Annotated in this window: 26 protein-coding genes; 22 read left to right on the top strand and 4 right to left on the bottom strand. The window is 42.0% G+C overall.

Going from position 1 to position 23,726, the window contains the following annotated elements; translation table 11 throughout:
• The first annotated feature begins 97 nt into the window (after nucleotides 1-97).
• Nucleotides 98-5,530, top strand: coding sequence for an Ig-like domain-containing protein (locus LI112_RS10255; protein ID WP_138344448.1), 5,433 nt, complete (start codon nucleotides 98-100; stop codon nucleotides 5,528-5,530).
• Nucleotides 5,531-5,534: 4 nt separating this feature from the next.
• A complete protein-coding gene (locus tag LI112_RS10250) occupies nucleotides 5,535-6,365 on the top strand; it encodes a leucine-rich repeat domain-containing protein (RefSeq protein WP_138344449.1) in 831 nt (276 codons plus the stop codon).
• An 832-nt stretch (nucleotides 6,366-7,197) separates the two neighbouring features.
• On the opposite strand, the gene LI112_RS10245 is transcribed toward LI112_RS10250, so the two are convergent.
• The 3 genes from LI112_RS10245 to LI112_RS10235 all read right to left on the bottom strand — a co-directional run bounded on the left by LI112_RS10245 (nucleotide 7,198) and on the right by LI112_RS10235 (nucleotide 9,074).
• Nucleotides 7,198-7,764, bottom strand: a complete 567-nt coding sequence (locus tag LI112_RS10245; protein WP_138344450.1) for a hypothetical protein — start codon at nucleotides 7,762-7,764, stop codon at nucleotides 7,198-7,200.
• Nucleotides 7,761-8,516: a hypothetical protein gene (locus LI112_RS10240; RefSeq protein ID WP_227190669.1), complete on the bottom strand. Its 756-nt coding sequence runs from the start codon at nucleotides 8,514-8,516 to the stop codon at nucleotides 7,761-7,763. Before LI112_RS10240 ends, LI112_RS10245 begins: the two co-directional genes overlap by 4 nt.
• Nucleotides 8,517-8,711: 195 nt before the next feature.
• Nucleotides 8,712-9,074 (bottom strand): hypothetical protein, encoded by a 363-nt coding sequence (locus LI112_RS10235; protein ID WP_138344452.1) that lies wholly within the window; start codon nucleotides 9,072-9,074, stop codon nucleotides 8,712-8,714.
• 1,137 nt (nucleotides 9,075-10,211) lie between these two features.
• Between LI112_RS10235 and LI112_RS18180 the strand changes: the two genes are divergently transcribed.
• From LI112_RS18180 to LI112_RS10225, 3 genes are all read left to right on the top strand, one after another.
• Nucleotides 10,212-10,346 carry a hypothetical protein gene (locus tag LI112_RS18180; RefSeq protein ID WP_255646959.1) on the top strand — a complete coding sequence of 45 codons (135 nt, stop codon included), beginning with the start codon at nucleotides 10,212-10,214 and terminating at the stop codon, nucleotides 10,344-10,346.
• Nucleotides 10,347-10,508: 162 nt separating this feature from the next.
• A complete protein-coding gene (locus tag LI112_RS10230) occupies nucleotides 10,509-11,150 on the top strand; it encodes a recombinase family protein (RefSeq protein WP_319638778.1) in 642 nt (213 codons plus the stop codon).
• Entirely contained in the window at nucleotides 11,147-11,848 is a 702-nt protein-coding gene (locus LI112_RS10225; RefSeq protein WP_138344454.1) for a type II toxin-antitoxin system HicB family antitoxin, read from the top strand. The genes LI112_RS10230 and LI112_RS10225 overlap by 4 nt, the downstream gene beginning before the upstream one ends.
• 31 nt (nucleotides 11,849-11,879) lie before the next feature.
• On the opposite strand, the gene LI112_RS10220 is transcribed toward LI112_RS10225, so the two are convergent.
• Nucleotides 11,880-12,086 carry a type II toxin-antitoxin system HicB family antitoxin gene (locus LI112_RS10220; protein ID WP_227190668.1) on the bottom strand — a complete coding sequence of 69 codons (207 nt, stop codon included), beginning with the start codon at nucleotides 12,084-12,086 and terminating at the stop codon, nucleotides 11,880-11,882.
• A gap of 210 nt (nucleotides 12,087-12,296) precedes the next feature.
• Between LI112_RS10220 and LI112_RS10215 the strand changes: the two genes are divergently transcribed.
• The 17 genes from LI112_RS10215 (at nucleotide 12,297) to LI112_RS10140 (ending at nucleotide 23,726) form a co-directional block, all read left to right on the top strand.
• Nucleotides 12,297-12,500, top strand: a complete 204-nt coding sequence (locus LI112_RS10215) for an excisionase (RefSeq protein WP_138344456.1) — start codon at nucleotides 12,297-12,299, stop codon at nucleotides 12,498-12,500.
• An 86-nt stretch (nucleotides 12,501-12,586) separates the two neighbouring features.
• The gene (locus LI112_RS10210; RefSeq protein ID WP_227190667.1) at nucleotides 12,587-13,669 is read left to right on the top strand and encodes an integrase DNA-binding domain-containing protein; all 1,083 of its coding nucleotides are present in this window, start codon (nucleotides 12,587-12,589) and stop codon (nucleotides 13,667-13,669) included.
• A 258-nt stretch (nucleotides 13,670-13,927) separates the two neighbouring features.
• Entirely contained in the window at nucleotides 13,928-14,713 is a 786-nt protein-coding gene (locus tag LI112_RS10205; RefSeq protein ID WP_227190666.1) for a ParA family protein, read from the top strand.
• On the top strand, nucleotides 14,703-15,608 hold the full coding sequence (locus LI112_RS10200; protein WP_055171181.1) for a ParB/RepB/Spo0J family partition protein: 906 nt from the start codon (nucleotides 14,703-14,705) through the stop codon (nucleotides 15,606-15,608). Before LI112_RS10205 ends, LI112_RS10200 begins: the two co-directional genes overlap by 11 nt.
• Nucleotides 15,605-15,739, top strand: a complete 135-nt coding sequence (locus LI112_RS18175; protein ID WP_255646958.1) for a hypothetical protein — start codon at nucleotides 15,605-15,607, stop codon at nucleotides 15,737-15,739. Before LI112_RS10200 ends, LI112_RS18175 begins: the two co-directional genes overlap by 4 nt.
• A 4-nt stretch (nucleotides 15,740-15,743) precedes the next feature.
• A complete protein-coding gene (locus tag LI112_RS10195) occupies nucleotides 15,744-15,911 on the top strand; it encodes a hypothetical protein (protein ID WP_172790443.1) in 168 nt (55 codons plus the stop codon).
• Nucleotides 15,901-16,212, top strand: coding sequence for a DUF6050 family protein (locus tag LI112_RS10190; RefSeq protein WP_029732065.1), 312 nt, complete (start codon nucleotides 15,901-15,903; stop codon nucleotides 16,210-16,212). Before LI112_RS10195 ends, LI112_RS10190 begins: the two co-directional genes overlap by 11 nt.
• A 127-nt stretch (nucleotides 16,213-16,339) precedes the next feature.
• On the top strand, nucleotides 16,340-16,738 hold the full coding sequence (locus tag LI112_RS10185) for a hypothetical protein (RefSeq protein ID WP_054356380.1): 399 nt from the start codon (nucleotides 16,340-16,342) through the stop codon (nucleotides 16,736-16,738).
• A gap of 13 nt (nucleotides 16,739-16,751) precedes the next feature.
• A complete protein-coding gene (locus LI112_RS10180; protein ID WP_027090287.1) occupies nucleotides 16,752-17,150 on the top strand; it encodes a single-stranded DNA-binding protein in 399 nt (132 codons plus the stop codon).
• A gap of 13 nt (nucleotides 17,151-17,163) precedes the next feature.
• The gene (locus LI112_RS10175; RefSeq protein WP_054356381.1) at nucleotides 17,164-17,556 is read left to right on the top strand and encodes a hypothetical protein; all 393 of its coding nucleotides are present in this window, start codon (nucleotides 17,164-17,166) and stop codon (nucleotides 17,554-17,556) included.
• Nucleotides 17,549-18,427, top strand: a complete 879-nt coding sequence (locus LI112_RS10170; RefSeq protein WP_055171185.1) for a replication initiator protein A — start codon at nucleotides 17,549-17,551, stop codon at nucleotides 18,425-18,427. The genes LI112_RS10175 and LI112_RS10170 overlap by 8 nt, the downstream gene beginning before the upstream one ends.
• A gap of 9 nt (nucleotides 18,428-18,436) precedes the next feature.
• Entirely contained in the window at nucleotides 18,437-19,255 is an 819-nt protein-coding gene (locus LI112_RS10165; protein ID WP_173768711.1) for a replication initiator protein A, read from the top strand.
• A complete protein-coding gene (locus LI112_RS10160; RefSeq protein ID WP_173716282.1) occupies nucleotides 19,255-20,049 on the top strand; it encodes an ATP-binding protein in 795 nt (264 codons plus the stop codon). The genes LI112_RS10165 and LI112_RS10160 overlap by 1 nt, the downstream gene beginning before the upstream one ends.
• 82 nt (nucleotides 20,050-20,131) lie before the next feature.
• A complete protein-coding gene (locus LI112_RS10155) occupies nucleotides 20,132-20,623 on the top strand; it encodes a PcfB family protein (protein WP_008371518.1) in 492 nt (163 codons plus the stop codon).
• Between the two features lie 23 nt (nucleotides 20,624-20,646).
• Nucleotides 20,647-22,506, top strand: a complete 1,860-nt coding sequence (locus LI112_RS10150) for a VirD4-like conjugal transfer protein, CD1115 family (protein WP_330589382.1) — start codon at nucleotides 20,647-20,649, stop codon at nucleotides 22,504-22,506.
• Nucleotides 22,507-22,628: 122 nt separating this feature from the next.
• A complete protein-coding gene (locus LI112_RS10145) occupies nucleotides 22,629-22,844 on the top strand; it encodes a Maff2 family mobile element protein (RefSeq protein ID WP_017144663.1) in 216 nt (71 codons plus the stop codon).
• 12 nt (nucleotides 22,845-22,856) lie between these two features.
• Nucleotides 22,857-23,726: a VirB6/TrbL-like conjugal transfer protein, CD1112 family gene (locus tag LI112_RS10140; RefSeq protein WP_054337277.1), complete on the top strand. Its 870-nt coding sequence runs from the start codon at nucleotides 22,857-22,859 to the stop codon at nucleotides 23,724-23,726.

Genomic DNA, 23,726 nt, shown 5'->3' with positions numbered 1-23,726 from the left:
AGCCTGAATCTACAGGTATTGCAAGAAACAAGATAACCGATAAAAGGTCGGATCCCAGAAAGGGTCCGGCCTTTTCTTCAAAGAGAGGAGTGAGCAGGTGAAGAAAAAAGAGATACTGAGGCGGCTGTCAGCCGTATGCATGTCAATAGTGATGAGTATATCCCTTCTGACATCCAGTGTCTATGCATCCGAAGAATTGGTTGCTGATGGTGTAGATCTGGATATCGCAGATGAGGACGATGATTCATCCGATGTGGAAATCACAGAAGAAGATACAGAGGATGAATCCGAAGAACAGTCAGATGCTGACTTAGATGAGACAGATACCGAAGCTGCATTCAGTGACGGAACAGATGATACCGTGGAGTTTTCAGCCGGAGATGCTATGGGAGACACAGAACCGGCGAAAGATGCCACTGTCCATATGACTATCGGTATCCGTGGAAGCCTGGCAAAGGCAAAAGACGGCAGTGTGATGGCAGAACGTGAGGTCACTGTAAAGGATCTGAATAGTGACGGAATCCTGACGTATGATGAAGCCCTGACGGCAGTACATGACCAGTACTATGAGGGCGGAAGTACAGGATATGAGACAGGGACAGCAGAGGATACCGGCATTCCGTATATTGAAAAATTCTGGGGAATCTCCGAGGATGCTTATGGCTGGTGGAAAGACGATGAGCCGTGTACAGACCTTGAGGAAGCTGTTCATGCAGGCGATGAGCTGACAGCTTTTGTCTATAAGGATACAGAGAAACACAGTGATGGCTATACAAAGTTTGCCAAGGATGCCTATACGATTCCGGTCGGAACATCCCAACCTCTGAAGTGTTACAAGTCAGCCTATGAAGACATCCTGGATGAGTATCAGTTTAGTTTGTTTCAGGGTGGAAAGATCACGGTTTACGACAGTAGCTTTCGCCCCCTTCCGGAAGATGAATATACAGTAACGGTGAAAGACAGCGTGGTTGTCAGCTATCGACTTAACATTCAGAATACAGGAAGTTATTATCTGACAGTGGAATCCGGAGAAAAAGAGAATATCGTTCCTTCAGCAGTGAAGGTAACGGTATGTGTGAAGCCTTCCTTTTCAAATCTTAAGTTCTATAATTCTGAGGAAGAATATAAGAATGGGGAAGCCCCTCTGGAAATGACTCCGGAATTTCAGGAGGATGTGTACAATGGGTATTCTATAGAAGCTCCAGACTATATGGATCATTTTTACACGATCGCGACACTTTCAGAAGCGGCAGAGGCTAGTGGAAATTATGACACAGTTATGTGCACGAATCGAACTGGCGGAACGACGGGAGTCGGTGTGAAGGATGGAAGAGCAACACCAGATACGTATGTCCTTTCCGGTGGGGAGATGCAGCTGAGCTTTTATAATGATTCTTCGGTCGTGTACCGGATCAAAGTAAAGCAGCACGCTACTCTGAAAGGTCTGGAAGTGGATGGGCTGATGGACCAGGCGTTTGACCGGAATCAGAAGACTTACCATGCCTATGTGGAGAAGGGTGCAGAGAGTGTCAGGATCACTCCTTCTGCTTATCTGAACAGCTATACGATCCGGATAAACGGAACAGAAGTAAAGAGTGGCGAAGGATATGACCTTCCATGCGTCTGGGATGAGGACGGAAAGATGACTGCAGAAGTGGAAGTCAGTGCAGAAGACAGGATCGCTTCTGTCTACAGCATTCAGCTGGATCGTTCGCCAGGTGAAAGCACACCGGTGATCCTGAGGCAGCCGGAGGGTGCAGAGTATATCGTGGGAGATACGGCAAAAGCCCTGATGGTGAAAGCCAGTGCATCGGGAACTCTTTCCTATCAGTGGTATGTGAATAGGACAGATGCAGCTTTCGGTGGGACAGTTATAGAGGGAGCAGACCAGGCATCTTATACGCCATTAGCGGATCACGCAGGAGAGGACTGGTATTATTGTGTGGTAACGAGCACGGACCAGACCGGTTCCTATCAGGCAGTGTCTGCGACTGCCCGTGTCCAGACGGAAGAAGCACCGACCGTGACAGCTTCCTTTGTGGATGCAGGAGGGGCGATGCCGGAGAACGGGCATACCTATGACTGGGATAAAGGCTTTTATTATTCGCTGAATGAGCAGGCGGCACCGATTCAGGTAGAGGCAAAAGCATCGGCAGAAGGCGGTGAATTTTCCTATCACTGGGAGGAAATCAGCACTGCCTATAGTGGACAGTATGGAGGAGATGGGTATAAAAAACAGGCGTCTTATGTTCCATCAACGGATCTGCAGGCTGTGAATGATAAGGGTAGGTATTATGCCTGTGAGGTGCAGTACACCTACCGGGGACATGAATACAGGACCTGGGCGACAACCGGGGAAAAATATACGGTGACAGAAGGGGAAGATGCCGGTAAGACCTATGATGTTATTGGGGTCTATGTGTTTGTCGGAGTAGACGAACCGATCATACCGAAGATCTCGAAACAGCCACAGAGTGCCGTGTACAAGATCAATCAGTCGATCAAAGCCCTGTATGTGAATACATATATAGAAAGCCCGGATGAGTGGTTGCCGTGGATTAGTTATATCTCCTGCCAGTGGTATGTGAATGACAAGAAGTCACAGGAAGGGGCAAAGCCGGTTGAAAGAGGTATGAGTCCGGGTGGAGACTATCTCTATATTGAAAATTCAGGCGAGCAGGATTCCAAGACCCCTGGCAGCAAGTACTATTACTGCGTGGTGACCAGTTCCGTGCAGGGCTACACAGCCAGTGTGACCAGCAACTTTGCCCGGATTGTGGTACGGCGTAGCGACAGCCAGCTGCGGAATCTGTTCAGCGGTTCCGGCACGCAGGAGGATCCATACCTCATTAAGGATGCTTCTGATTACCAGAAACTCTATGAGGCAGTCGCACAGGGAGAGGCTTTTGAGGGCTGTTACTTCCGTCAGGAAGCGGACATCACACTCCCGGAAGACTGGAAGCCGATCGGCGTGACAAAGGATGGCACGGCAAACCTTCAGAACGGAAACAATCTCTATGCATTCAGTGGTATCCTGGATGGAAATAATAAAACGCTTACCATTCCGGAAGGTGGACGGCCGCTCCTGGGATATGTGCAGGATACCGAAGTGCGGAACCTGAACATCTACGGAAAGAAGATTGCCGGGTATGGCCTGGTCAACAACTTTGAGGGGGTGGGGCTTTCCGGCAGTGCCACAATCATTGATAACGTAACATTAAAGAGCGGTTCCAGTACGCTGAAAGCCGGACTGATCGGAGCCAACAAGACGGCAAGCCCGTATGCGGGAGTCTCTTCCGGGTTTGTGGCAACGATCCGCAACTGCACAATCGAGAAAGATGTCATCATCGGTTACAACAAAGATCAGGACAGGATCGGTTCGATCGCAGGCCGTATGCAGGGAACGATTGAGAATTGTGTGAGCTATGCGACGGTCTACGGCACGGATTATGTCGGAGGCATCAGCGGTACCCGTGACAATGCGATGGGCGAATGCGCAGTCACCGGCTGTGAATTCTACGGAACTGTGGAAGCATCCGGACAGCACGCAGGCGGTATCGTTGGCGGAGGTTACGGTGATGATGGATCCGCACCGAATGGAAGAAGGATCACAATCAAAGGATGCTCTGTGACAGGAAGCATCACAGGTATGGACAAGGTCGGTGGCATCCTTGGTGCAGATACTTACATCGTCCAGTCCTGGAATAACTGTGTTTATTCCCTGAAGGGCAATTCGTTTACAGGAACGGTGAAGGCGACCGGAGAAAAAGCGTCCTATATTGGCGGCATCATCGGTTATTATGCCAGCCTGAACCGGATCGATGATATCTCCAACAACTATTATAAAGAGGGATGCGGCGCAGAGAAGGGCATCGGCTTTGTGCGGTATGTGGATACGAACTGCACAGAGCATGAGTCCTCCAGCGGTGCAGTCTATATGAACACGGAAAAGGATGTCTCCGGCTGCCCGCCTGTTACCGGATGCAGCTGGCAGATCGGTTATAACCGTACCGATGACCCGCTCGGGGCTGACGCTGGGAAGCTCACCACAACAAACGAGATAAAACCATACGAGGAGTCTGTTGAGATCTCCGGAACCTACCGGACGGAGTATGAGCCGGGCGAGGACCTGGACCTGACCGGAATGATCATCAAGGTCCGCATGAATGTGGGAAGCGAGAAGACCGTTTCTCTGTCTGATGTAAAGATCGAGGGATACAACAAAGACCGCCGCGGGGAGCAGAAAGTAAGGATCGTCTGCGGCGCGGCATATGCGGAGATCACAGTGAAGGTCCTGAAAAAAGATCCGGAAGATATCCATGTGTATTTTTCTCTTCTTGGTGATAAGAAGCACGACAGTGATGCGGATAAAGAGTACCACAGTCTCCACGCAGGCAACCTTGAGACCTGGATTCCAAATGCGGAGTATGAAGTCGGCGGCAATGCAACGGTGTTGGATGTGTTTGAGGAAGTCCTGACAAAATACGGATACAGCTGGGACAATACAAAAGGCAATTATATTGCCGGCATTACAAAACCGGATGGAACGAGCCTTGCCGAAGTCGATAACGGAGCGAACAGCGGCTGGATGTATACGCTGAACGGGATCCATTCTGACCTGAGTGTGACCGAACAGTATCTGGAAGACGGGGATATCATCGTGTTCCATTATACAGATAATTATCAGCAGGAACATGACCATATATGGGGCAGTACATGGAGCTCTAATGCAGATGCGCACTGGCATGAGTGTACCTATCAGTGGAGTAAATGCGACATCACAGATAACACTAAAAAGAATGGTTATGCGGCACATACCTTCGATGCAGGAAAAGTGACAAAGACGGCGACCTGCAGGGAAGCGGGAGAGAAGACCTATACCTGTACCGTCTGCGGCTATCAGAAGAAAGTGAAATACACAGCAGACCATAATTATGTATGGAAGACAATTTCCAAAGCAACTGTATTTGCACCTGAGAAACAGCAGGGTAAATGCTCTGTATGTGGTGCAGTTGTAAGCAGAGATAATGGAAACAGGCTTACTGCGACGATCAGACTGAATACAAGATTGATCACTCTTCAGAAGAACCAGAAGACCAATAAGATCAGAGTGACCATGGCAAACGGAGATTCCGTAAGATCCTGGACATCCAGCAATAAGAAGATCGTAACTGTTGATAAGAAAGGCATGATCAAAGCCGGCAAGAAGACAGGAACAGCCAGGATCACAGTAACTCTCAAGAGCGGTAAGAAAGCAAATCTGAAAGTTAAAGTTCAGACTTCCAAGGTAAAGACGACCAAGATCAGCGGTCTCAAGAAGAATGTAATTCTGAAGAAAGGCCAGAAACTGGCACTGAAACCAGTGATCAGCCCGCTTACTTCTCAGGAGAAAGTAATTTACACTTCTTCCAACAAGAAAGTGGCGACCGTAAGTAAGCGTGGTACTATTACAGCAAAAAAGAAAGGAACAGTTAAGATCACAGTAAGATCTGGTAGAAAATCTTACGTGGTCAAAGTAAAAGTAAGATAAAGATATGCGGACATTTGATATGCGGACTTATACAAAGCTGATGGCGGATCAGCACAGGAATGAACTGGTTCAGATGATCCCGGAACGGTATAATTCGATTGGTGATGGCTGTTTCAAAAATAACGGGAAGATGAAGGAAGTGCGCCTTCCACTTGGTTGTAAGATCATTGGAAGAGAAGCTTTTTATGGTTGCCATTTGCGTAAGCCGGTCGTCTTTCCGGATACCCTCACAGAGATACGGACAAGGGCATTCGCTGAGAACTGCAATCTCTCACAGGTAAGCTTTCCAGCTTCCTTACAGAAACTTGGAGAGCAGTGTTACAAAAACTGTAATAACTTGAAGGCAGTAAGATTTGCACCTGATTCCAGATGCACAGAAATCCCGGAAGAAGCCTTTGCGGGCTGTGTGAAGCTGAGTGAACTGACACTTCCGGTGGGAACAGAGATAATAGAAAAACGAGCTTTTTATAAGTGTAAAGAACTAAAAAAGGTTCAGCTTCCAGAGTCACTTCTTCGAATCGGAGAGCAGGCATTTTACTTCTGTGGAATAGAAGAACTAGAGTTACCGGAAGGCTTGCAGGAATTGGGCGATAAGGCATTCTTCAAGTGCAATGGCCTGAGAAATGTCTTTGTCCCCAGAAGCGTGCGCAAGATCGGAGAAGGCGTATTCCACGGCTGCAACCGCTTGGAGTATCTGGAGATCCACCATAATCCGGAAGAAATCGGCCCTGGAATTGTAAATAAAAACTGTACAGTCCGCTGCCTAAAAGGAAGCAAGATGGACACGTACTGCAAAGAAAATGAATTGCACACAGAATATATAGACGAAGGATGACCAAGTTGCTGTGAACGGAGCGAACAGTAACGACTATGTAAACAGCAAGTCCCGCATATATCAGCGTTGTTTGATATATACGGGATTTTGTGTTAGGTAGATATTCTTTTGAATAATGCTCATTTTGTTCTATTCTTTATTTTCGCTATTAGCACACAAAGGTTGAACTTTTAGCAAGTTAAAATGGAGAAAAATTTCTCATTTTAACTTGTACCAAATCTTGACATAGGATCAGTGACAAAATTGAGGAGGAGTGGGAAAAGTCAACTTTTGAGCCGGCAGAAGTTGCACGCCTCTTAGGAAACAGTCTGCTCTATTGGAATTAAAAGTTATAATTCTGAGGTAATAGTTGATATTTTTAAACATACAAGTTTTTAAAATAGTGATATCTAATGTAAAAATGGATGGTTTTCATATAAAAATGGGATTTTTCTGGATAATAGTTGAGATCAACTTTTATAGGAACTGGTTATTCATAAAAGTTGATATTTAAAAGATCTGTTTATCGAAATAAACGCTCTATAAAAATATGAGCCCAAAGCTCCCCTCCAGTAAGAAAGACTTGATCCGATTTATGTCACAAATGACATAATTAAAAGCCGATTATGTCGTATGTGGCATAATTAAGATAAAGTTATTCCGTAAGTGACATAAATAAAAAGTGATTATGTCATATGTGGCATAACTAAGGGCGCGGCAGCAGGTGTGACCGACATATATTTCGGGCACAAAACGGTTTTGGCGTGATATTGGTAGGTTTTGAGGTGATTTTTAGGGGGTTTGATAGATATGGAAAAGAGACCCGGGGAGTGGGTCTCTTTCTGTGGAGAGATTATTCAGTTGTTTGTTCTTCTTTCTTCTGTGCGGTTTCTCTTTCTCGTTTTAAATTTTCGAAATATTCGTCAATTTCTTTCCTGTCCTTACATAGATTACACACTGCCTGAAAATATAAAGCGGTGCATAAATCGCTGCCGCTGTAAGCGGGTATGTTTTTTCTGTATAAATCGTCGATGTAATGGTAGCCCAGTTTGTATTTATGCTGAAGATATGCTAGGTCAATCTTTTTACCGTCATCCGGCTTTTCTAGGGTGAGCAGGCACTTGTCAATATTTTTCTTGCACTCATCCTCCGGAAGAAGATCTTTTGACTGGAGTAATAGGTCCTTCAATTCGCCCGGATCCATAGTTATTCCGTACCATTCCCTGAGCCCGTCTACAACATAATTAACCGTGCAGCCTTGGTTTAAATGTTCGATGGCCTTGTGAATAGCTGCGACTCGGTTACCATAATCTAGTTCCTCCAAATCATGCTGGAATTTTTTAACTATTTCTCGTATATCTATGTCTGATTTTACACAATAAGCCAGTTCCTCAGCCGTTTTTTCTTTACTTTCATTCATTTTTTATTTTCCTCTCTTTTCCAAAGTACGTCTCCACAGCGGAGCATGTCGGCTACCGGATCATGCGCTTTTGGGTTATTTACAAGATTAAAGTTGTATTCAATGATAGTCAGAGTGCCGGCATTATATATATCATTATATTTTTTCTCGATGCCTTGACGCTGCCGGTAAATCGGGACGTGAGCGTCATCGCCGTAATCACTACAGGTCAATACAGCCAACGAAATATCCGCTAAACCCGTCTTGTATCGGACAATCTGCATTACATAATCGCCGTACAGATTGACTAATTCCGGTATGAGAGAGTTTAAAACATAATGCTTATCATTTCTTTTCCAGAGTATGTTTCCTTTACGGATTGCGTGAGCCTGGGAGTGATGTACTTCAGGATTAGCTATTATACTGTATTGATACTCCATGATCGACAATGTAGCGTCTCCGTATTGATCGTTATATTTTTCCAACAGCCGCTGTCTCTGGTTAAAAATCGACATATGAGCGGATACGTCATAGTTATCGGCAACTAATATTGCCAGGGTAATATAAGACTCGTCAGACTCATATTGATTGATCTGGATTACATAATCCCCATATAATTTTACAAGGTCCGGAATCAGTGCGTCTATGATACCCTGAGTGGGAATACCGGCAGCGAGTCGTTCATAGATTTTACGATTTCTCTTGATAAATTCGTTGGAAATTTTGATGAGCTCCAAGATATCCGCTACTTCATAATTTTTTTTGCTTTTCATTTTGTTGTCACCTCACGGCCTAGGTACCAGTCAAAAAATCCTTCATCTACCAGTTTTTTATACATGTCCTCAGGTTCGGTTTTCCTGACAGAGTAGATATAACATGCATTCAACATGAACCGGAGCTGTGCGTAACTCTGCAGATAGCCGACGTTGTAACCGTGATCCCAGGCACGCTGAAAGATTTTCCATGGCTCACTCATCATCGTCAGCCACTTCGTCCAAAGTGGCGAATATCCGTTTAGAAACGCTGTCCGTGAGAATATCGCGGCAGCCCCGGAATCCCTCCCAGAACGCATTCATCTCTACAGCATCAATGACATGCATAATAACCTCCTCTGTATGAGGGAAACCTGGAGCCTGCTCCGTAAAGAGCTTAATGATCGCGCCAATATAACGTTTTAGATCATAGGATCGGTTCTGGCGACAATAGTAGTCGTATACGGCTACCATCAGGTCTACATTGCAGCTGTCACGGATTGGATCCATGTAAATCGGTATAGAGTAGCCGTGATTTGCCTGTCCTGGATTGTTTATTTGTTTGTTCATATTGCACAATACCTCGCTTTCTTATTTTTATAACAAAAGAGTATCACAAAAATCTTTGAAAGTGCAGTGTTTGCAATGAATTTCGTTATTTTCAGCGGTTTGTATTTTGCGAATAGATTTACGAACACTTATTTTTTATTTAGAAAACTAAATATTTGATTGTACAAAATGACGAAAAATAAAATGATGGATTTTTGTGAATGTTGTAATAAAATGTGGTAGTGTTGGATAGGGGAAATTGTGCAAGATTTTGGGAAAGTGTTCTTATAACTTTTTTTCTTTAATTTTCTGAAAACAGAAGGAATAGTTACAGTTATCACAAAAAAAGCTTTGGTTATTACGCCAATAGACATTTGCGAACACGTGATCTAAAATAAAACTACAAACAAGACATCGTACCTCCGGCACCCGTCCAGTTGGAGGGCTTCAATAAATTGTGCTTCATAATTTTTTTTTCCATCAAAACGCCCCGATATTTTCTCCTTTCATCAAACGGGGCGTTTTTGATTGGATGAAACGGGCAGCGGCGGCGGGAACTATACCTGTAATGTCGCAAGTTTTTACATTTTTTCCTGGCTCATAATTTTCAAACTTGCCATTAAAACCCCGCTAGTAAGAAAAACCACCAGAACACTAAAAACCGCTAATTTATCTATGAACTGGTATTTTCGTGGGAAAATCTTTCCCATGAAAACTTTAACTAATTAAAGCAAGTATTCACGTTTTGAAGATAATTAATTATATTGTCTGATAATATAAAAAGTACACCCTTAATTATATAGCATATACAATTAATTGTTCCTAAGTTATTTTTTGGTGTGACATTTGTCTATATATATAAGGGAAAATGTCACGTGAAAGTAAAAACGTTTAAAAATAAAGATTTTTAATTAGATTATGGATTTGTAAAGGTTCTTGTTTTTGCATACTAGCGGGTTTTGAATTGGTAATTTTACAAGTTTATAAATAATTGTGCGATTTGTACAATTATAAGCGAGAAATAAGTTTAAAACTATACAACTAATATATAACCGTACTCTATATATATTAAGAGTCTGGTTATACATTAGAACAACCTGTACCAATATTAAAAACCTGTAACATTACAGATATAGTTCCCCGGCGGAGCGCCAAAAAGAAGGGTTCATGAATGAGAAGCTTCTATATTATAGAGGATATGCAGGTAACGTCCGTTACAGCCAGGATGACAACTGTTATTACGGCATCGTCCGGAATATCAAAGGTCTGGTGAGTTATGAGAGTGTTACCCAGAAAAATTAGAAATAGATTTTCAGGAGGTTGTCGATGATTACATAGCATATTTGAAAAGTTTGCAATAGCTATAATATTCGTAAAAGTCCATTTCTCTTATAATAGGAAGAAACGGCCGGATGGGTACTCTACAATACATACCGCAACAACCCAGAGTACCGCCGATCACACATATTAGGAGGACCTATAAGTCAAAATCTTAAAAACAAAAATACATACTATTATGCCGATGTTAATAATACGTCTGCACAAATTGAAAAGTTCCGTATCATGGGAGCGGAGGACTACCAGATCATCACAGATCCCGTCCACGCGCGGCTGCCCAGAAGAGAAAATTATCAGAGACTAAAAAATGAAATACTGCAACCAGGAGACACCCTCATAATTTGCAGTCTCTCCGTGCTGGGCAGCAAATACGCCGCCCGTCCGGAACTGATACACTACCGGGATCATCATATCAGAGTCAAGATCCTGGACATGCCGGCAACCATGCAGGATTTTTCAGAGGGTCAGGAGCAAACTTACGACACTGTCACGGATATCATCATACAGACGTTGACTACTATGATAAGACAAGAACAGCTCCGAATTAAACGCCAGCAGCGGCGAGGGATAGAAACCCTGAAAGAATCCACTGCCTGGGAGGACTACGGCAGACCGTCCATTACTCTACCAGACAATTACATAGAGGTCATGGACCGATGGCTGAACGGTAAAATTACGGCTAATGCTGCTATGGGGCTGATGGGACTGAGAAGAACGACGTTCTACAAATTAGCTAAACTGTATAAGGAAGGAGACCTGATTGTATGAAAAAACGAGAAATTACCTATTATATGTTATCAGAGTACCCGGTGACGATAATTGAAGATACGGAGGAAGGCGGCTTTACAATCACCCTCCCTGACTGTCCAGGTTGCATTACATGCTGTCAGCGTTGGGAGGATATTCCGGCGACAATAGAAGATGCACAAAAGGAATGGATGGAGGCGGTTACGGAAAACGCGACACCGCCGACAGAAGAGGCTTCGGAGAAGGATCTGGATTACTATATGAACCTGTCCTACAACATAGACGTGATTAGCCACGATGAGAGCGGCTACACCGTCGGAATTCGGGAACTCCCATGGATCACCGCGATTAATGAGAGCATGGATATAGCACTGGAATTACTGGACTGTAATAAGGATTCCTGGTTGGAAGAGGCAATCAAGAGCGGCGTTCCAATCCCGGAACCACCACGAGATGATAGATATGATCTGCCTGCAGAAATTTCTGACGCGATTGACAGGGGAAATTATCTATTAAAACAGGCAGAAGAAAATGCTGAGCGAGTAAAAGAATTCTTCTATGCTGTAATAGTCTCAAGCAATGACACGGATCATTCAATCAGTATGAATTTACGGCATAGAGTATATAGAGCGACTAGAATCCCAAAAGGAAAATACACAGAATATAACAAAGAAGAAATACAGGAATTATACAGGGAGATTATAGAAGAAGCAGAGTAAGACTAAGTAGAGGGGCGGCAGTAGCTGCCCCTTAAAATTTATCCCGCCCAAATACTGGTTCCGGAATCGGCCTACCGTCTGCCTGAGCTGTCTCCATCCATTCCCTCATCACAATTTTTACATTTTCGTAAGCCTCGTTCGGACTCTCACCGTCCGCCATACAACCAGGCAGATCCGGCACAGTCACAACATAATGTTTTTCTTCAGCAGAATATTTTAACAAAATACAATAATTCAAATAAAATCCCTCCTATTATATAGTGATTTTATTATACCACGGAATCAAATTGTTATATATCGTAATCTAAATAAAATATTTAGAAAAATGAATATTTGTGAGATAAATGGAGAAAAACGTAGAAATGCAAAGAAAAAATTGCTATCTATCGACCAGAAATAACATATTAATACCGACAATAGAAATATTTTAGAAATTGGAGGTATTGATATGAAAAATAACGAAGTGCCCTTATGGTTACGCTACGCGTTGACCCTGTCAGAAGCGTCGCAGTATTTTAACATTGGCGAAAGAAAGCTGCAGCAGATCGCCGACGAAAACAGAGATACCGGATTTGTAATTTACAATGGTGTCAAATTGTTATTCAAACGTGAAAAATTTTCTGAATGGCTGAATGAAACGAATGCGATTTGACGATGACAAAAGGGCACTGAACATGATAAAATGAAATCGTGCTCAATGCCCTTTTTCATTCTAAAAAATGATAAGGGTGATTTGATATGAAAAATGATAACACAAAAAACGTAAAAAGAAAAGATAAAAAAGGTCGAGTTTTAAGAACCGGTGAAACACAGCAGCCTGACGGCAGATACCGTTACAGCTACACTGTCAATGGGAAACAAAAATCAGTCTATTCCTGGAGGCTAGAAAAGACGGATCGGCTTCCTACCGGAAAAAGAGAATGCGTGTCTCTCCGAGAACAGGAGCTGGAGATTCACAAATTTATCAATGCAAATGTCAACGCGAATAACATGACTGTTGAGCAACTGGTAGAGAATTATCTGAAAATCAGGAAATCGAGTGTCAAGCGCAGCACTGCAAAAAATCATAAATATGCTTTAAAGTTACTGAAAAAGAATCCAGCATTTTGTAAAAAGAAAATTGTCGATATTCAGATTACAGATGCCAAAAATTTTTTTATCGATTTCGCTGAAAACGGTGCCACCTACAGTAATCTTTTGATGGTTAAAGGTATTGTCTTCCCAGCATTTAGGAATGCTTATGAGGATCGGTTGATTATGACAAATCCGATGGCTTTTAGTTTTTCAAAATTAATTAAGGGAACATTGGGAGAAACACCATCATTGACAGAGGAGCAGATGAATAAATTTCTTGATTTTATCAAAAATGATAGCCTTTTAGGTCGTTATTATAGTCCTATATACATATTGTTTCACACCGGACTTCGTATTTCTGAGTTGTGTGGACTTGTTTTGCAGGATGTCGATTTTCGAAAAAAGACAATAACGATTTCTCATCAGCTGGTTACTGCTCCGGGTGGGAGTGACGATTATATCGACACTCCAAAGACAGAACGTGGAAAAAGAGTTTTACCGCTGACTGATGATGTAGCGGATCATCTAAAAGCACTTCAAGTTCTGGTGATGAAGAGGAGAATACAGCCTGTTGTCGAGGGATACAGTGGATTTTTCTTTGTAACTAAAAATGGAAAACGTCCGACCAATGGAAGTGATTGGTCATCGATATTTAAAAATCTGGAACATAAGTTCCGGAAGCAAAATCCTGATTATGAAATTCCGCACATTACACCTCATGGTCGAGTTATAATAAGGACAAGTTAGAAAACTCCAGTAAATACAAGGGGTTGCACTAATTTAGTCCTTATTTTTAACTCCCTGAAAAAGGGAAAAATAAGACAGCGCTGTCATTCCAGAATATGAATTATTACAGATCCAGACTGGAAATGGATTTGTGTAAGACAAGAGTAAAAACAACAGAATTATTGTAATTATAGGACTGAATTAGCTCGCACGGAATATAGATTCCGGTTGTCTAATTCAGTCCTCTTTTTGATTGACGACGATGAAAGGTGATGAAAAATGGCTAGAATTATTTCTATTGTAAACCAAAAAGGGGGAACTGGAAAGTCCGCATGTACAGCTAATTTAGCAGTAGGATTAGCACAAAAGAATATGAAAGTGTTAATCGTTGATGCCGATCCACAGTCTGATGTATCTGCAGGATTTGGATATCGTGATTGTGATGAAAGTAATGAAACACTTACAGCTCTTATGGATACAGTAATGAAAGATGAAGATATTCCTTCAGACTGTTATATCAGGCATCAGGCAGAAGGAATAGACATTATCTGTTCTAACATTGGACTGGCAGGTACGGAAGCACAGTTGGTAAATGCAATGAGCAGGGAATATGTATTGAAACAGATTTTATATGGTATCAAGGATCAATATGATGCAATTATCATTGATTGTATGCCATCATTGGGAATGATCACAATCAATGCACTGGCTGCATCAGATGAAGTACTAATTCCGGTTGAAGCGTCTTACCTGCCAATCAAAGGATTGCAGCAGTTATTAAAAACAATCGGTAAGGTCCGTAAGCAAATCAATCCGAAGCTGCAAGTCGGTGGAATTCTGTTTACGATGGTCGATGCTCATACGAATGATGCCAGGAATAATATGGAACTTCTCAGAAATGTATATGGAAGTCAAATTCATATCTTCGATAATTATATTCCATTTTCTGTAAGAATGAAGGAAGCAGTCAGAGAAGGACAGAGTATTTTCTCTTATGATCCGAAAGGCAAAGCTACAGAAGCTTATCGGAGAGTGACGGAGGAGGTGCTGAAAGATGCCATCTAAAAAAAGAGCAACTCCCGTTTCCTTACAGCCGCTTGATGCATTGTTTGGAACAAACGAAGAGACAACCAATGGAATTAGTGAGATAGCAATAGGAAGTCTTCATCCATTTACGAATCACCCGTTTCAAGTAAGAGATGATAAGAAAATGGAAGAATTAGCGGAAAGTATTACACAATATGGCGTGTTGGTTCCTGGTATTGTGCGGTTGAGAGAGTCCGGTGGTTATGAGCTGGTAGCTGGTCATCGGCGAAAACGAGCATGTGAACTTTCTGGACTAGAGAAAATGCCGGTTATCATCAAAGATCTTACAGATGATGAAGCGACGGTGATTATGGTAGATTCCAACATTCAACGAGAAGAGCTGCTGATCAGCGAAAAGGCATTTGCTTATAAAATGAAATATGAGGCGTTAAAGCGTCAGGGAAAACGATCTGATTTAACTTCTTGCCAAGTTGGCAAGAAGTTGGCGGCAGAAGAAGTCAGTCAGAATACAGGAGATAGTTCCAGACAGATTCTTCGATATATTCATCTGACAGAGTTAGTAGCAGAGCTATTAGAATTGGCAGACGAGAAGAAGCTTCCCTTTAACACAGCTGTTGAACTTTCTTATTTGAGAACTGAAGAGCAGCAGATATTATTTCAGTATATGAGTAATCACAATATGGTACCGTCCATGAAGCAGGCAAAGGAATTGAAGCAGATTTCAAAAGAGCAGATGTTGACGTATTCAGAGATTGACCAGATTTGCATGAATGAAAGTACTGAAAAAGTTCAGGTGCAGATTCCGGCGAAGAAATTGAAACAATATTTTCCAGAGACATATACAAAGGATCAGATGGAAGAAATTATATTTATGCTTCTGGCATCGTGGGCAGAAAGAGAGGGGAAAGAATGAGCAATGAAGATACGGCAAGTAGAATACAAGTTTATCTGAAGAAGATAGAAAAGATACGTGTTAAACGGATGAAAAGAGAGAAGTTTAAACATTTGTTGAAAACATTAGGATTATCAACAGGAAGGAAGTGAAAGTATGGCTTTAAAGATTGTACGAAGATATGATGCGAACGGAAGGGAGCTTACTGAGAAAGATATGGAAACCTTTCGATTGGATTCTCCTGTGGTTAGAAAAATATTGGCAAATCTTAATCGGGAGGTGGCGGAAGGAATCAGAGAGAGGGAGAAAAAAGGTGACGATTGAAGACGTAATTAAAAAATCAATATTGCCACTGGCATTTATGCTATTCTGGTTCTGGATGGTATCCACCATCATGAAAGTCAGTGGACAGACAGACTTGTTCTGGTGGATATTTCTTTCCGGACTTCCATTTGGAATACATAAAATGCGGCTGATCCTGATTCCAAAAGGAATGGATATAACAGCAACACTTGGGATGGCTGCATTAAGTGTCATCATTGGAGCTTTGATTGGAAGTATCATGATTCCAGTGTATGTAATCCGTGCGGTATACGTTTTCTTACGATATATCATCGGAAAATAATTGAATATTTGATAAGAGGCAGGCTTGCGAAAATAAAATCGTAAGCTTGCCTCTTTTTTTGTACCAAAAATCAGGCAATTCAGGGGAAATCCCTTTTGCAAATATATATTTTTGGAGGATTTTTAAGATGAGAGAGCGAATTGAAAGTAAGCATGTAACAAAGGAAATCAAAAGTCAGATGCCAGTAATCCCGGTGGAAATTGTTAAAGAAAGAGGCTGTACGTTCTGCCCGTATTATCTGGGCAATTATGAGAAACAGCCACGCTGTATGATGAAAACCTGTGCCTGGGATGATGAAAATGAACGTTTCCATCCAATTCTTCGTAAACTGATCCCATTTTACAAAGAGAAGATGGAAAAAGCAGAAGAAAAATTCCTAGCAATGAAAAAGATTTACACAACGCTGTTAGGAATGTTTGACGATGAAATGAAGCAGGAAGAGTTGGAAAAAGATGAATGTTACGGATGTGCCTATGGAAAATGTGGACCATGTATCGGTATCTGTTACAAATCAATGAAAGCATAGGAGGGTTAAGCCAATGAATACAACAATTATTTCCGGGCGATTGGTAAGAAATCCCGGATACAACGAAGTGGAGAATGAAAAAGGACTTCATAAGATTGCCAAGTTTGTTCTGGCAGTCAGAAGAAATTATTCTGATGAAGTCAGTTTCATTCCGGTAAAGGCTTTTGCAAAGAAAGCAGAATTTGCCAGAGATTATCTGATGCAGGGAACGAAGGTCATGGTGGAAGGCGAGATTGTCACGGGTAATTATGAAGATAAAGATACCGGGAAAAAGATCTATACCACCGAAGTGTATGCAAACCGGATTGAATTTGCAGGTGCAAAAATGGTTGACAGACCACCATTTCCAGAAGATGCGGAAGGGTTTTTAGAGATACCGGAGGGCATGGAAGAGGAAATGCCGTTTAGATAGAGGAGGATAAAAGATGGTTTCAGTAGATCAGGCGTATATGGTAGGGCATATGAAAAATGCCGATGGAAGTATCAATAACAAAAATGTAGTGCTGTCAGCAGCATGTGAAGCAGCGGAACTGTTCCAGTGCATGATGTCAGTAAATCAGAAATTGGAGGACTGGCAGAGATTTAACCATACTTTGGAGATGCATCTGAGAAGTGTGGAATGTGAGAAAATCCATGATATCTGTCAGGCAGTATATGGAATGAAACATCCGTCCAATGAACTGGAAGGATTGTATCTGGCAAGGGAGGATGAACAGATATGCCTGCTGTACTATCAGGTATTTGTGGGTATGCTGGAAATCAATATTACTTCAGCCGAAGTGCTGTACAAACAGAAGGAGGAAACAATTAATGAGTAAGATGGAGTATATGCCGGTAGATTGTCTGCAGGTGCCAAAGGTGCTGTTCCAGATAGAAAAATACAAAAATCTGTCAAATACAGCAAAGATTTTATATAGCTTATTTCTGGATCGTTTGAAGTTTGCAGTGCAGAATGGCTGGGTAGATCATAATGGGGATTTGTTTGTAATCTATCCGAAAAGTGAAATGAAAAAAGACTTGAATACGACCAGATATGGAGTAGATCAGGCAGTACAGGAACTGGTTAAGGCTGGAAAGCTGATGCGAATTATTCCAAACAATGGAAAAGCGAACCACTTTTATATCAGCGATATTTATGAAAATGAGAAGGAGGAAAAATCAATGATGACATTAGATACTATTATGGCAAATATGCCGTTAGTTGAAAGAGAAATTATTATGGATAAGATGGTGAAAGCATCCAGGGATATTTTGGAAACAATTGCAGATATGGGATATATTGATGAATACGAAACGTCTTTAACTGCAATGGAAGAGAGAGGATATCAGGATGAGCTTGGCGAGATGGATATTGATCAAATTCAGGCTGATGGATATGAGTTTGGCATGGATCTTGCGTTTGGAATTCTGGAGGAAAATGAAAATAATCCTGCTCGTGTGTTAGATATTCAGAAATATGTGAACAGACAGTATGAAAGCTGTTCAAAAAAGAAGTTTATGAAGGTCCTGGAAACCCTCGTTCATGCGATGGGGAATGATGAAGGCTTTATTGGTGATATGTATGCTTGCAACAAGAAGGCTAGAAATTATTATTTGGATGAAATGATTCAGTCATTTAATTTTGTGTTTGATGAGATGTGTCATGGTACAGGCAGTGCAGCAAATTGTGATTTCGATGTAGAAGAGTAGGAAAATATTATGGCAGATTTTGAATATTTCAGAGCAGAAGAATCTGACCAGTTTTCTTTTTTTCGGATACCAAAAGCTCTGTTCACAGAAAAAGAGTTTGCAAGCCTGTCTACAGACGCAAAGCTCCTTTACGGAATTCTGCTTGATCGAATCAGCCTATCCAAGAAAAATGGATGGATTGATAGTGATGGTTATGTCTATATCATTTACACGATCGCAGAATTGCAGGAACTATTGCGAATGTCGCATACGACAGTGACAAAGCTTCTTTATGAGCTTGACAGTGTGCATGGGATTGGATTGATTGAACGGTATCGGCAGGGGAATAATCGTCCCTCTGTCATATACGTGAAAAATTTTGTGAAACGGATTAGAGGAAAGCCCGTAAGATACTTTGCTTCTGGAACGCCAGAAACTGGAAATCCGGACTGCAAGGAATTGGAAATCCGGATTGCAAGAAACTGGAAGTCCGGAACGCAAAAAAATAGAAGTCCGGACTGCAAGAATCTGGATGGAAGTAATACTAAGATAAATAAGACTGAAAAGAATCATACTGATAAGAGTAAGGGCAATACTCCCGCTTTGGAAGAAAAATTCGGTCTGTATGGGAGATTTAAAAATGTTGTTCTGTCGGAAGCTGAACTGCAGGAGTTGATGACGTTATTTCCATGGGATTATCAGAAACGGATTGATCATCTTTCTGTTTATATGAAATCCAGTGGAAAAGAGTATCAGAATCATTTTGCAACAATCTGTCTTTGGGCAGAACGAGATGGAGCCAGGGCAGGAATGGATAAATATGAATTTCAGGAAGGAGAAAGCCTGTGATGGAAAATAAAGTAACAGCAGATTATCTGGATGAAGAGGGATGTCTTCATTGTGGTATCTGTGGAAAAAGAAAACAGATGAAAGTTAGTCTGATGGGATTTGAGCATGTAGTGTCCTGTTTGTGTGAATGCGAGGTAAAAGCCAGGCAGGAACTTGATGAGAAGATGCAGCGGGAAGAAGCACAGCGGCAGCTTTATCAGAGAAAATCCGTCGGACTTCGGGAAAGAAGATTCTGGGAATGGAAATTTGAAAATGACAATGGAAGCAACCAGAAGACACTAATTGCCAGGCAGTATGTAGAAAACTGGACAAATATGAAGAGAAAAAATGTAGGATTGCTTTTGATGGGACCAGTTGGAACCGGGAAAAGTTTCTTTGCAGGCTGTATTGCAAATGCACTTTTGGAACAGGGAGAACGTGTTATGATGACGAATTTTTCCAGGATCTTAAACGAAATTACTAGCTATCAGGCAGATAAGAACCAGATTATACAAAATCTTGTGGATTATCCGCTGCTGATTATTGATGATTTAGGAATAGAACGAAATTCCGAGTTTGCTTTGGAGCAGGTCTATAATGTGATAGATAGCCGTTATTGTAAAATGCTTCCGCTGATCGTAACAACGAATCTGGGACTGAATGAAATGAAATCCACAGATTTGGATACTGCCCATCAGCGTATTTACAGTAGAATACTTGAAATGTGTGTTCCCATCTATTGTGGTGGAGAAGATAAGAGAAAAGAAGAAGGGACAGAAAAACTCGTACAGGTGCAGAACCTGATTACCGGTTAATCTTTCTTTTTTCATTAAAGGGGGTGATTGCCATGATTATTGATCTGGACAGCAGTTGAATCGCTGAAAGGAGGGAAAAGTCATGCAGGAAGAGGTAACTCAGAAAACGGTCACGTTCTGTATTCGGGCTACTAAGATTACAGCAGACCTGTTGAAAAAGGTTCTTGTTGCGTATCTGCGTCATCAGAAGCAGAAATCAGTAGAGAAGAAAGCACAGAAAAATCAGCCGAAACAGGGAAAGGTCACGGTAAAAGAGCTGGCAAAACAGAATGCTGGGATGGTCAATATCGAGATCACGGACAAAAATATCAAGTCTTTTGAACGGTATGCCAGAAAATACGGGATCAATTATGCTCTGAAAAAAGACAAGAGCAAAGATCCTCCAGTTTATCTGGTATTCTTCAAGGGACGTGATCAGGATGCCCTAAATGCTGCTTTTCGTGAGTTTTCCCAGAAACAGATTCAAAAAGCGAATAAGCCTTCCATTCATAAGCGTCTTGCAGCTTACCGGGCAATGATGCCAAAGAAGACGAAGGACAAAGTAAAGAACCGGCATCAGGAGCAGAGTCGATGAAAAAGAAAAGCGGCAAAACTCTGATGCAGAAGTGGAAGAATAAAATCGGGGGTAAGCTGTCCGCCCTGGATAAAAAGAAGCTGGTTCTTACAAATATCCCTTATGCTCTGGCTGCTTTCTATGCAGACCGGGCATTTTTTCTTTACCGGAACAGTCCGGGAGAAGATATGGGGAACAAACTTTTATATGCAATGGAACACGCAGACCGGATTTTTGCTGGTTTTGTGTTAAGCAATAACTGGAAAGATCTGCTAGCAGGTATTGTTGTTGCAGTTGTTCTGAAAGTGTTGGTCTGGCAGAAACAGGCAGACGCAAAGAAATTAAGGAAAGGCATCGAGTATGGTTCAGCCAGATGGGGAACCGCAGAGGATATCAAGCCTTATATGTCGGAAGATCCATGGATGAACATTCCATTGACAGCAACAGAAGCACTGACCATGGAGAGCAGACCGAAGCAGCCGAAGTATGCAAGAAATAAAAATATAGTGGTCATCGGCGGCAGTGGTTCCGGTAAGACACGTTTTTTCGTAAAACCATCGGTCATGCAGATGAACTGTTCCATGGTCATTACAGATCCGAAAGGCACTTTGATTGAAGAGTGCGGGAAGATGTTAGCAAAGGGACCACCTAAGAAAGATAAGAATGGAAATATTATGAAAGATAAATCTGGAAAAGTGGTACATGAGCCATATGTGATTAAGGTTCTGAATACCATCAATTTTTCCAAGTCCCTTCATTACAATCCATTTGCTTATATACGGTCTGAAAAGGATATCCTGAAGCTGGTAACGACAATCATTGTTAATACCAAAGGTGAAGGGGAAAAAGCTTCCGAAGATTTTTGGGTGAAAGCAGAGAAATTGCTCTACACAGCACTGATTGCTTTTATCTGGTATGAAGGTGATGAAGAGGAAAAAAATCTGAATACCCTTTTGGATCTTTTGAATGAAAGCGAAACCCGTGAAGAGGATGAAACTTACCAGAATCCAGTGGATATGATGTTCCAGGAACTGGAAGAAAGAGATCCGCAGCACTTTGCGGTCAGACAGTATAAAAAATACAAAATGGCCGCCGGCAAAACTGCAAAATCGATTTTGATTTCCTGTGGAGCCAGACTTGCCCCATTTGACATCGCAGAGCTTCGTGGGATCATGTCTTATGATGAAATGGAACTGGATAAGATCGGTGACAGGAAAACAGCCTTGTTTCTGATTATGTCTGATACAGATACAACCTTCAACTTTGTGATTGCGATGCTGCAGTCACAGCTTTTCAATTTGCTTTGTGATAAGGCAGATGATGTATATGGTGGAAGACTTCCGGTGCATGTGCGTGTCATCGCTGATGAGTTTGCCAACATCGGACAGATTCCTCAGTTTGACAAGCTAATCGCAACCATCCGAAGCAGGGAAATCTCTGCTTCTATTATTTTGCAGTCACAGAGTCAGCTAAAGGCAATGTATAAGGATAGTGCAGATACCATTCTGGGTAACTGTGATACTACACTATTTCTTGGTGGAAAAGAGAAAACTACCTTAAAGGAAATGAGCGAACTTCTGGGTAAGGAAACCATTGATCTGTATAACACTTCGGAAACGAGGAGCAATCAGAAGTCCTTTGGATTGAATTACCAGAAAACAGGCAAACAGCTGATGACAGAAGATGAGATTGCAGTCATGGATGGAGGAAAATGTATCCTGCAGATTCGTGGTGCCAGACCATTTTTCTCAGACAAATATGATATCACGAAACACAAAAATTATCGGTTTCTTGCAGATGAAAATGAGAAAAACCGATACAAAGTAGAAAAAGAGTTAAATCCGCAGTACACACCGAAACCCGAAGAAGAGGTGGAGGTAATTCAGGTGGAGCTGTCGGAGTAACCATGGGAATGAACGAAAAATAATGAGGAAAGGAATAACTGACATTAGGTGCGCCGGCTTTTTAGTCGGTGTTTTTTTCATTCCCGTAAACACCTGAAAAAAGTCAGTTTTGGTGAATGTATATGGCATTTTTTAGCAGTGCAATTACAACTTTAAAAACTCTTGTAGTCGCAATCGGCGCAGGTCTTGGCGTGTGGGGTGTCGTAAACCTTCTGGAAGGATATGGAAATGACAATCCCGGTGCTAAGAGCCAGGGCATCAAACAGCTGATGGCCGGTGCCGGAATCATGCTGCTGGGAACTACCCTGATTCCACAGCTGGCAACATTGTTCTCTTAAGAGGAGTGGTAGATGAACACCATCATTGAGAGAATTACGGAAGCGATAAAGGATATCCTGATCGGGCTTATCAAGTCAAGTTTGGATAACATGTTCACGTCTGTCAATGAGCAGGTGGGAACCATAGCCGGGCAGGTGGGACAGACACCGCAGGGATGGAATGCAGGGATTTTTAATCTGATTCAGAATATATCCCAAACGGTGATTGTCCCCATTGCGGGACTGATCATCACCTTTGTCCTGTGCTATGAATTGATCACGATGGTAACACAGAAAAACAATTTCCATGAATTTGAGACTTATAACATTTTCCTCTGGATCTTCAAAGCGTATGTAGCCATTTATCTGGTGACAAATACGTTCAATATCACGATGGCGGTCTTTGATGTTGGCCAGCATGTGGTCAACAATGCCGCAGGGGTGATATCAGGAAACACTGCGGTGGATGCAACAGAAGCAATTACACGGATTGTGGATGCCCTGGAGGATATGGAGTTAGGGGATTTGTTCCTGCTATCCATGGAAACGATGTTGATCAGTGTTACCATGCACATTCTGTCAATTATCATTACGGTAATCTTGTTCGGAAGAATGATAGAAATTTACCTTTATACTTCCATAGCACCAATTCCGTTTGCCACCATGACCAATAAGGAATGGGGCAATATCGGAAACAACTATTTAAAAGGCTTGTTCGCACTGGCATTTCAGGGATTCTTCATGATGGTCTGTGTGGGAATTTATGCAGTTTTAGTAAATGCAATGACCATATCCAGTGACCTTCATGCAGCAATGTTTTCAGTAGCGGCTTATACCGTGATTCTTGCATTTTCATTATTCAAGACCGGAAGCCTTAGCAAATCAATATTTAATGCCCACTAA

Origin of the sequence: Blautia sp. 210820-DFI.6.14 (genome assembly GCF_020558815.1) — a bacterium.
Lineage (GTDB): Bacteria > Bacillota > Clostridia > Lachnospirales > Lachnospiraceae > Blautia_A > Blautia_A obeum.
Note: the sequence above shows the minus strand (reverse complement) of the source record. Positions and strands in the feature narration are given on the sequence as shown.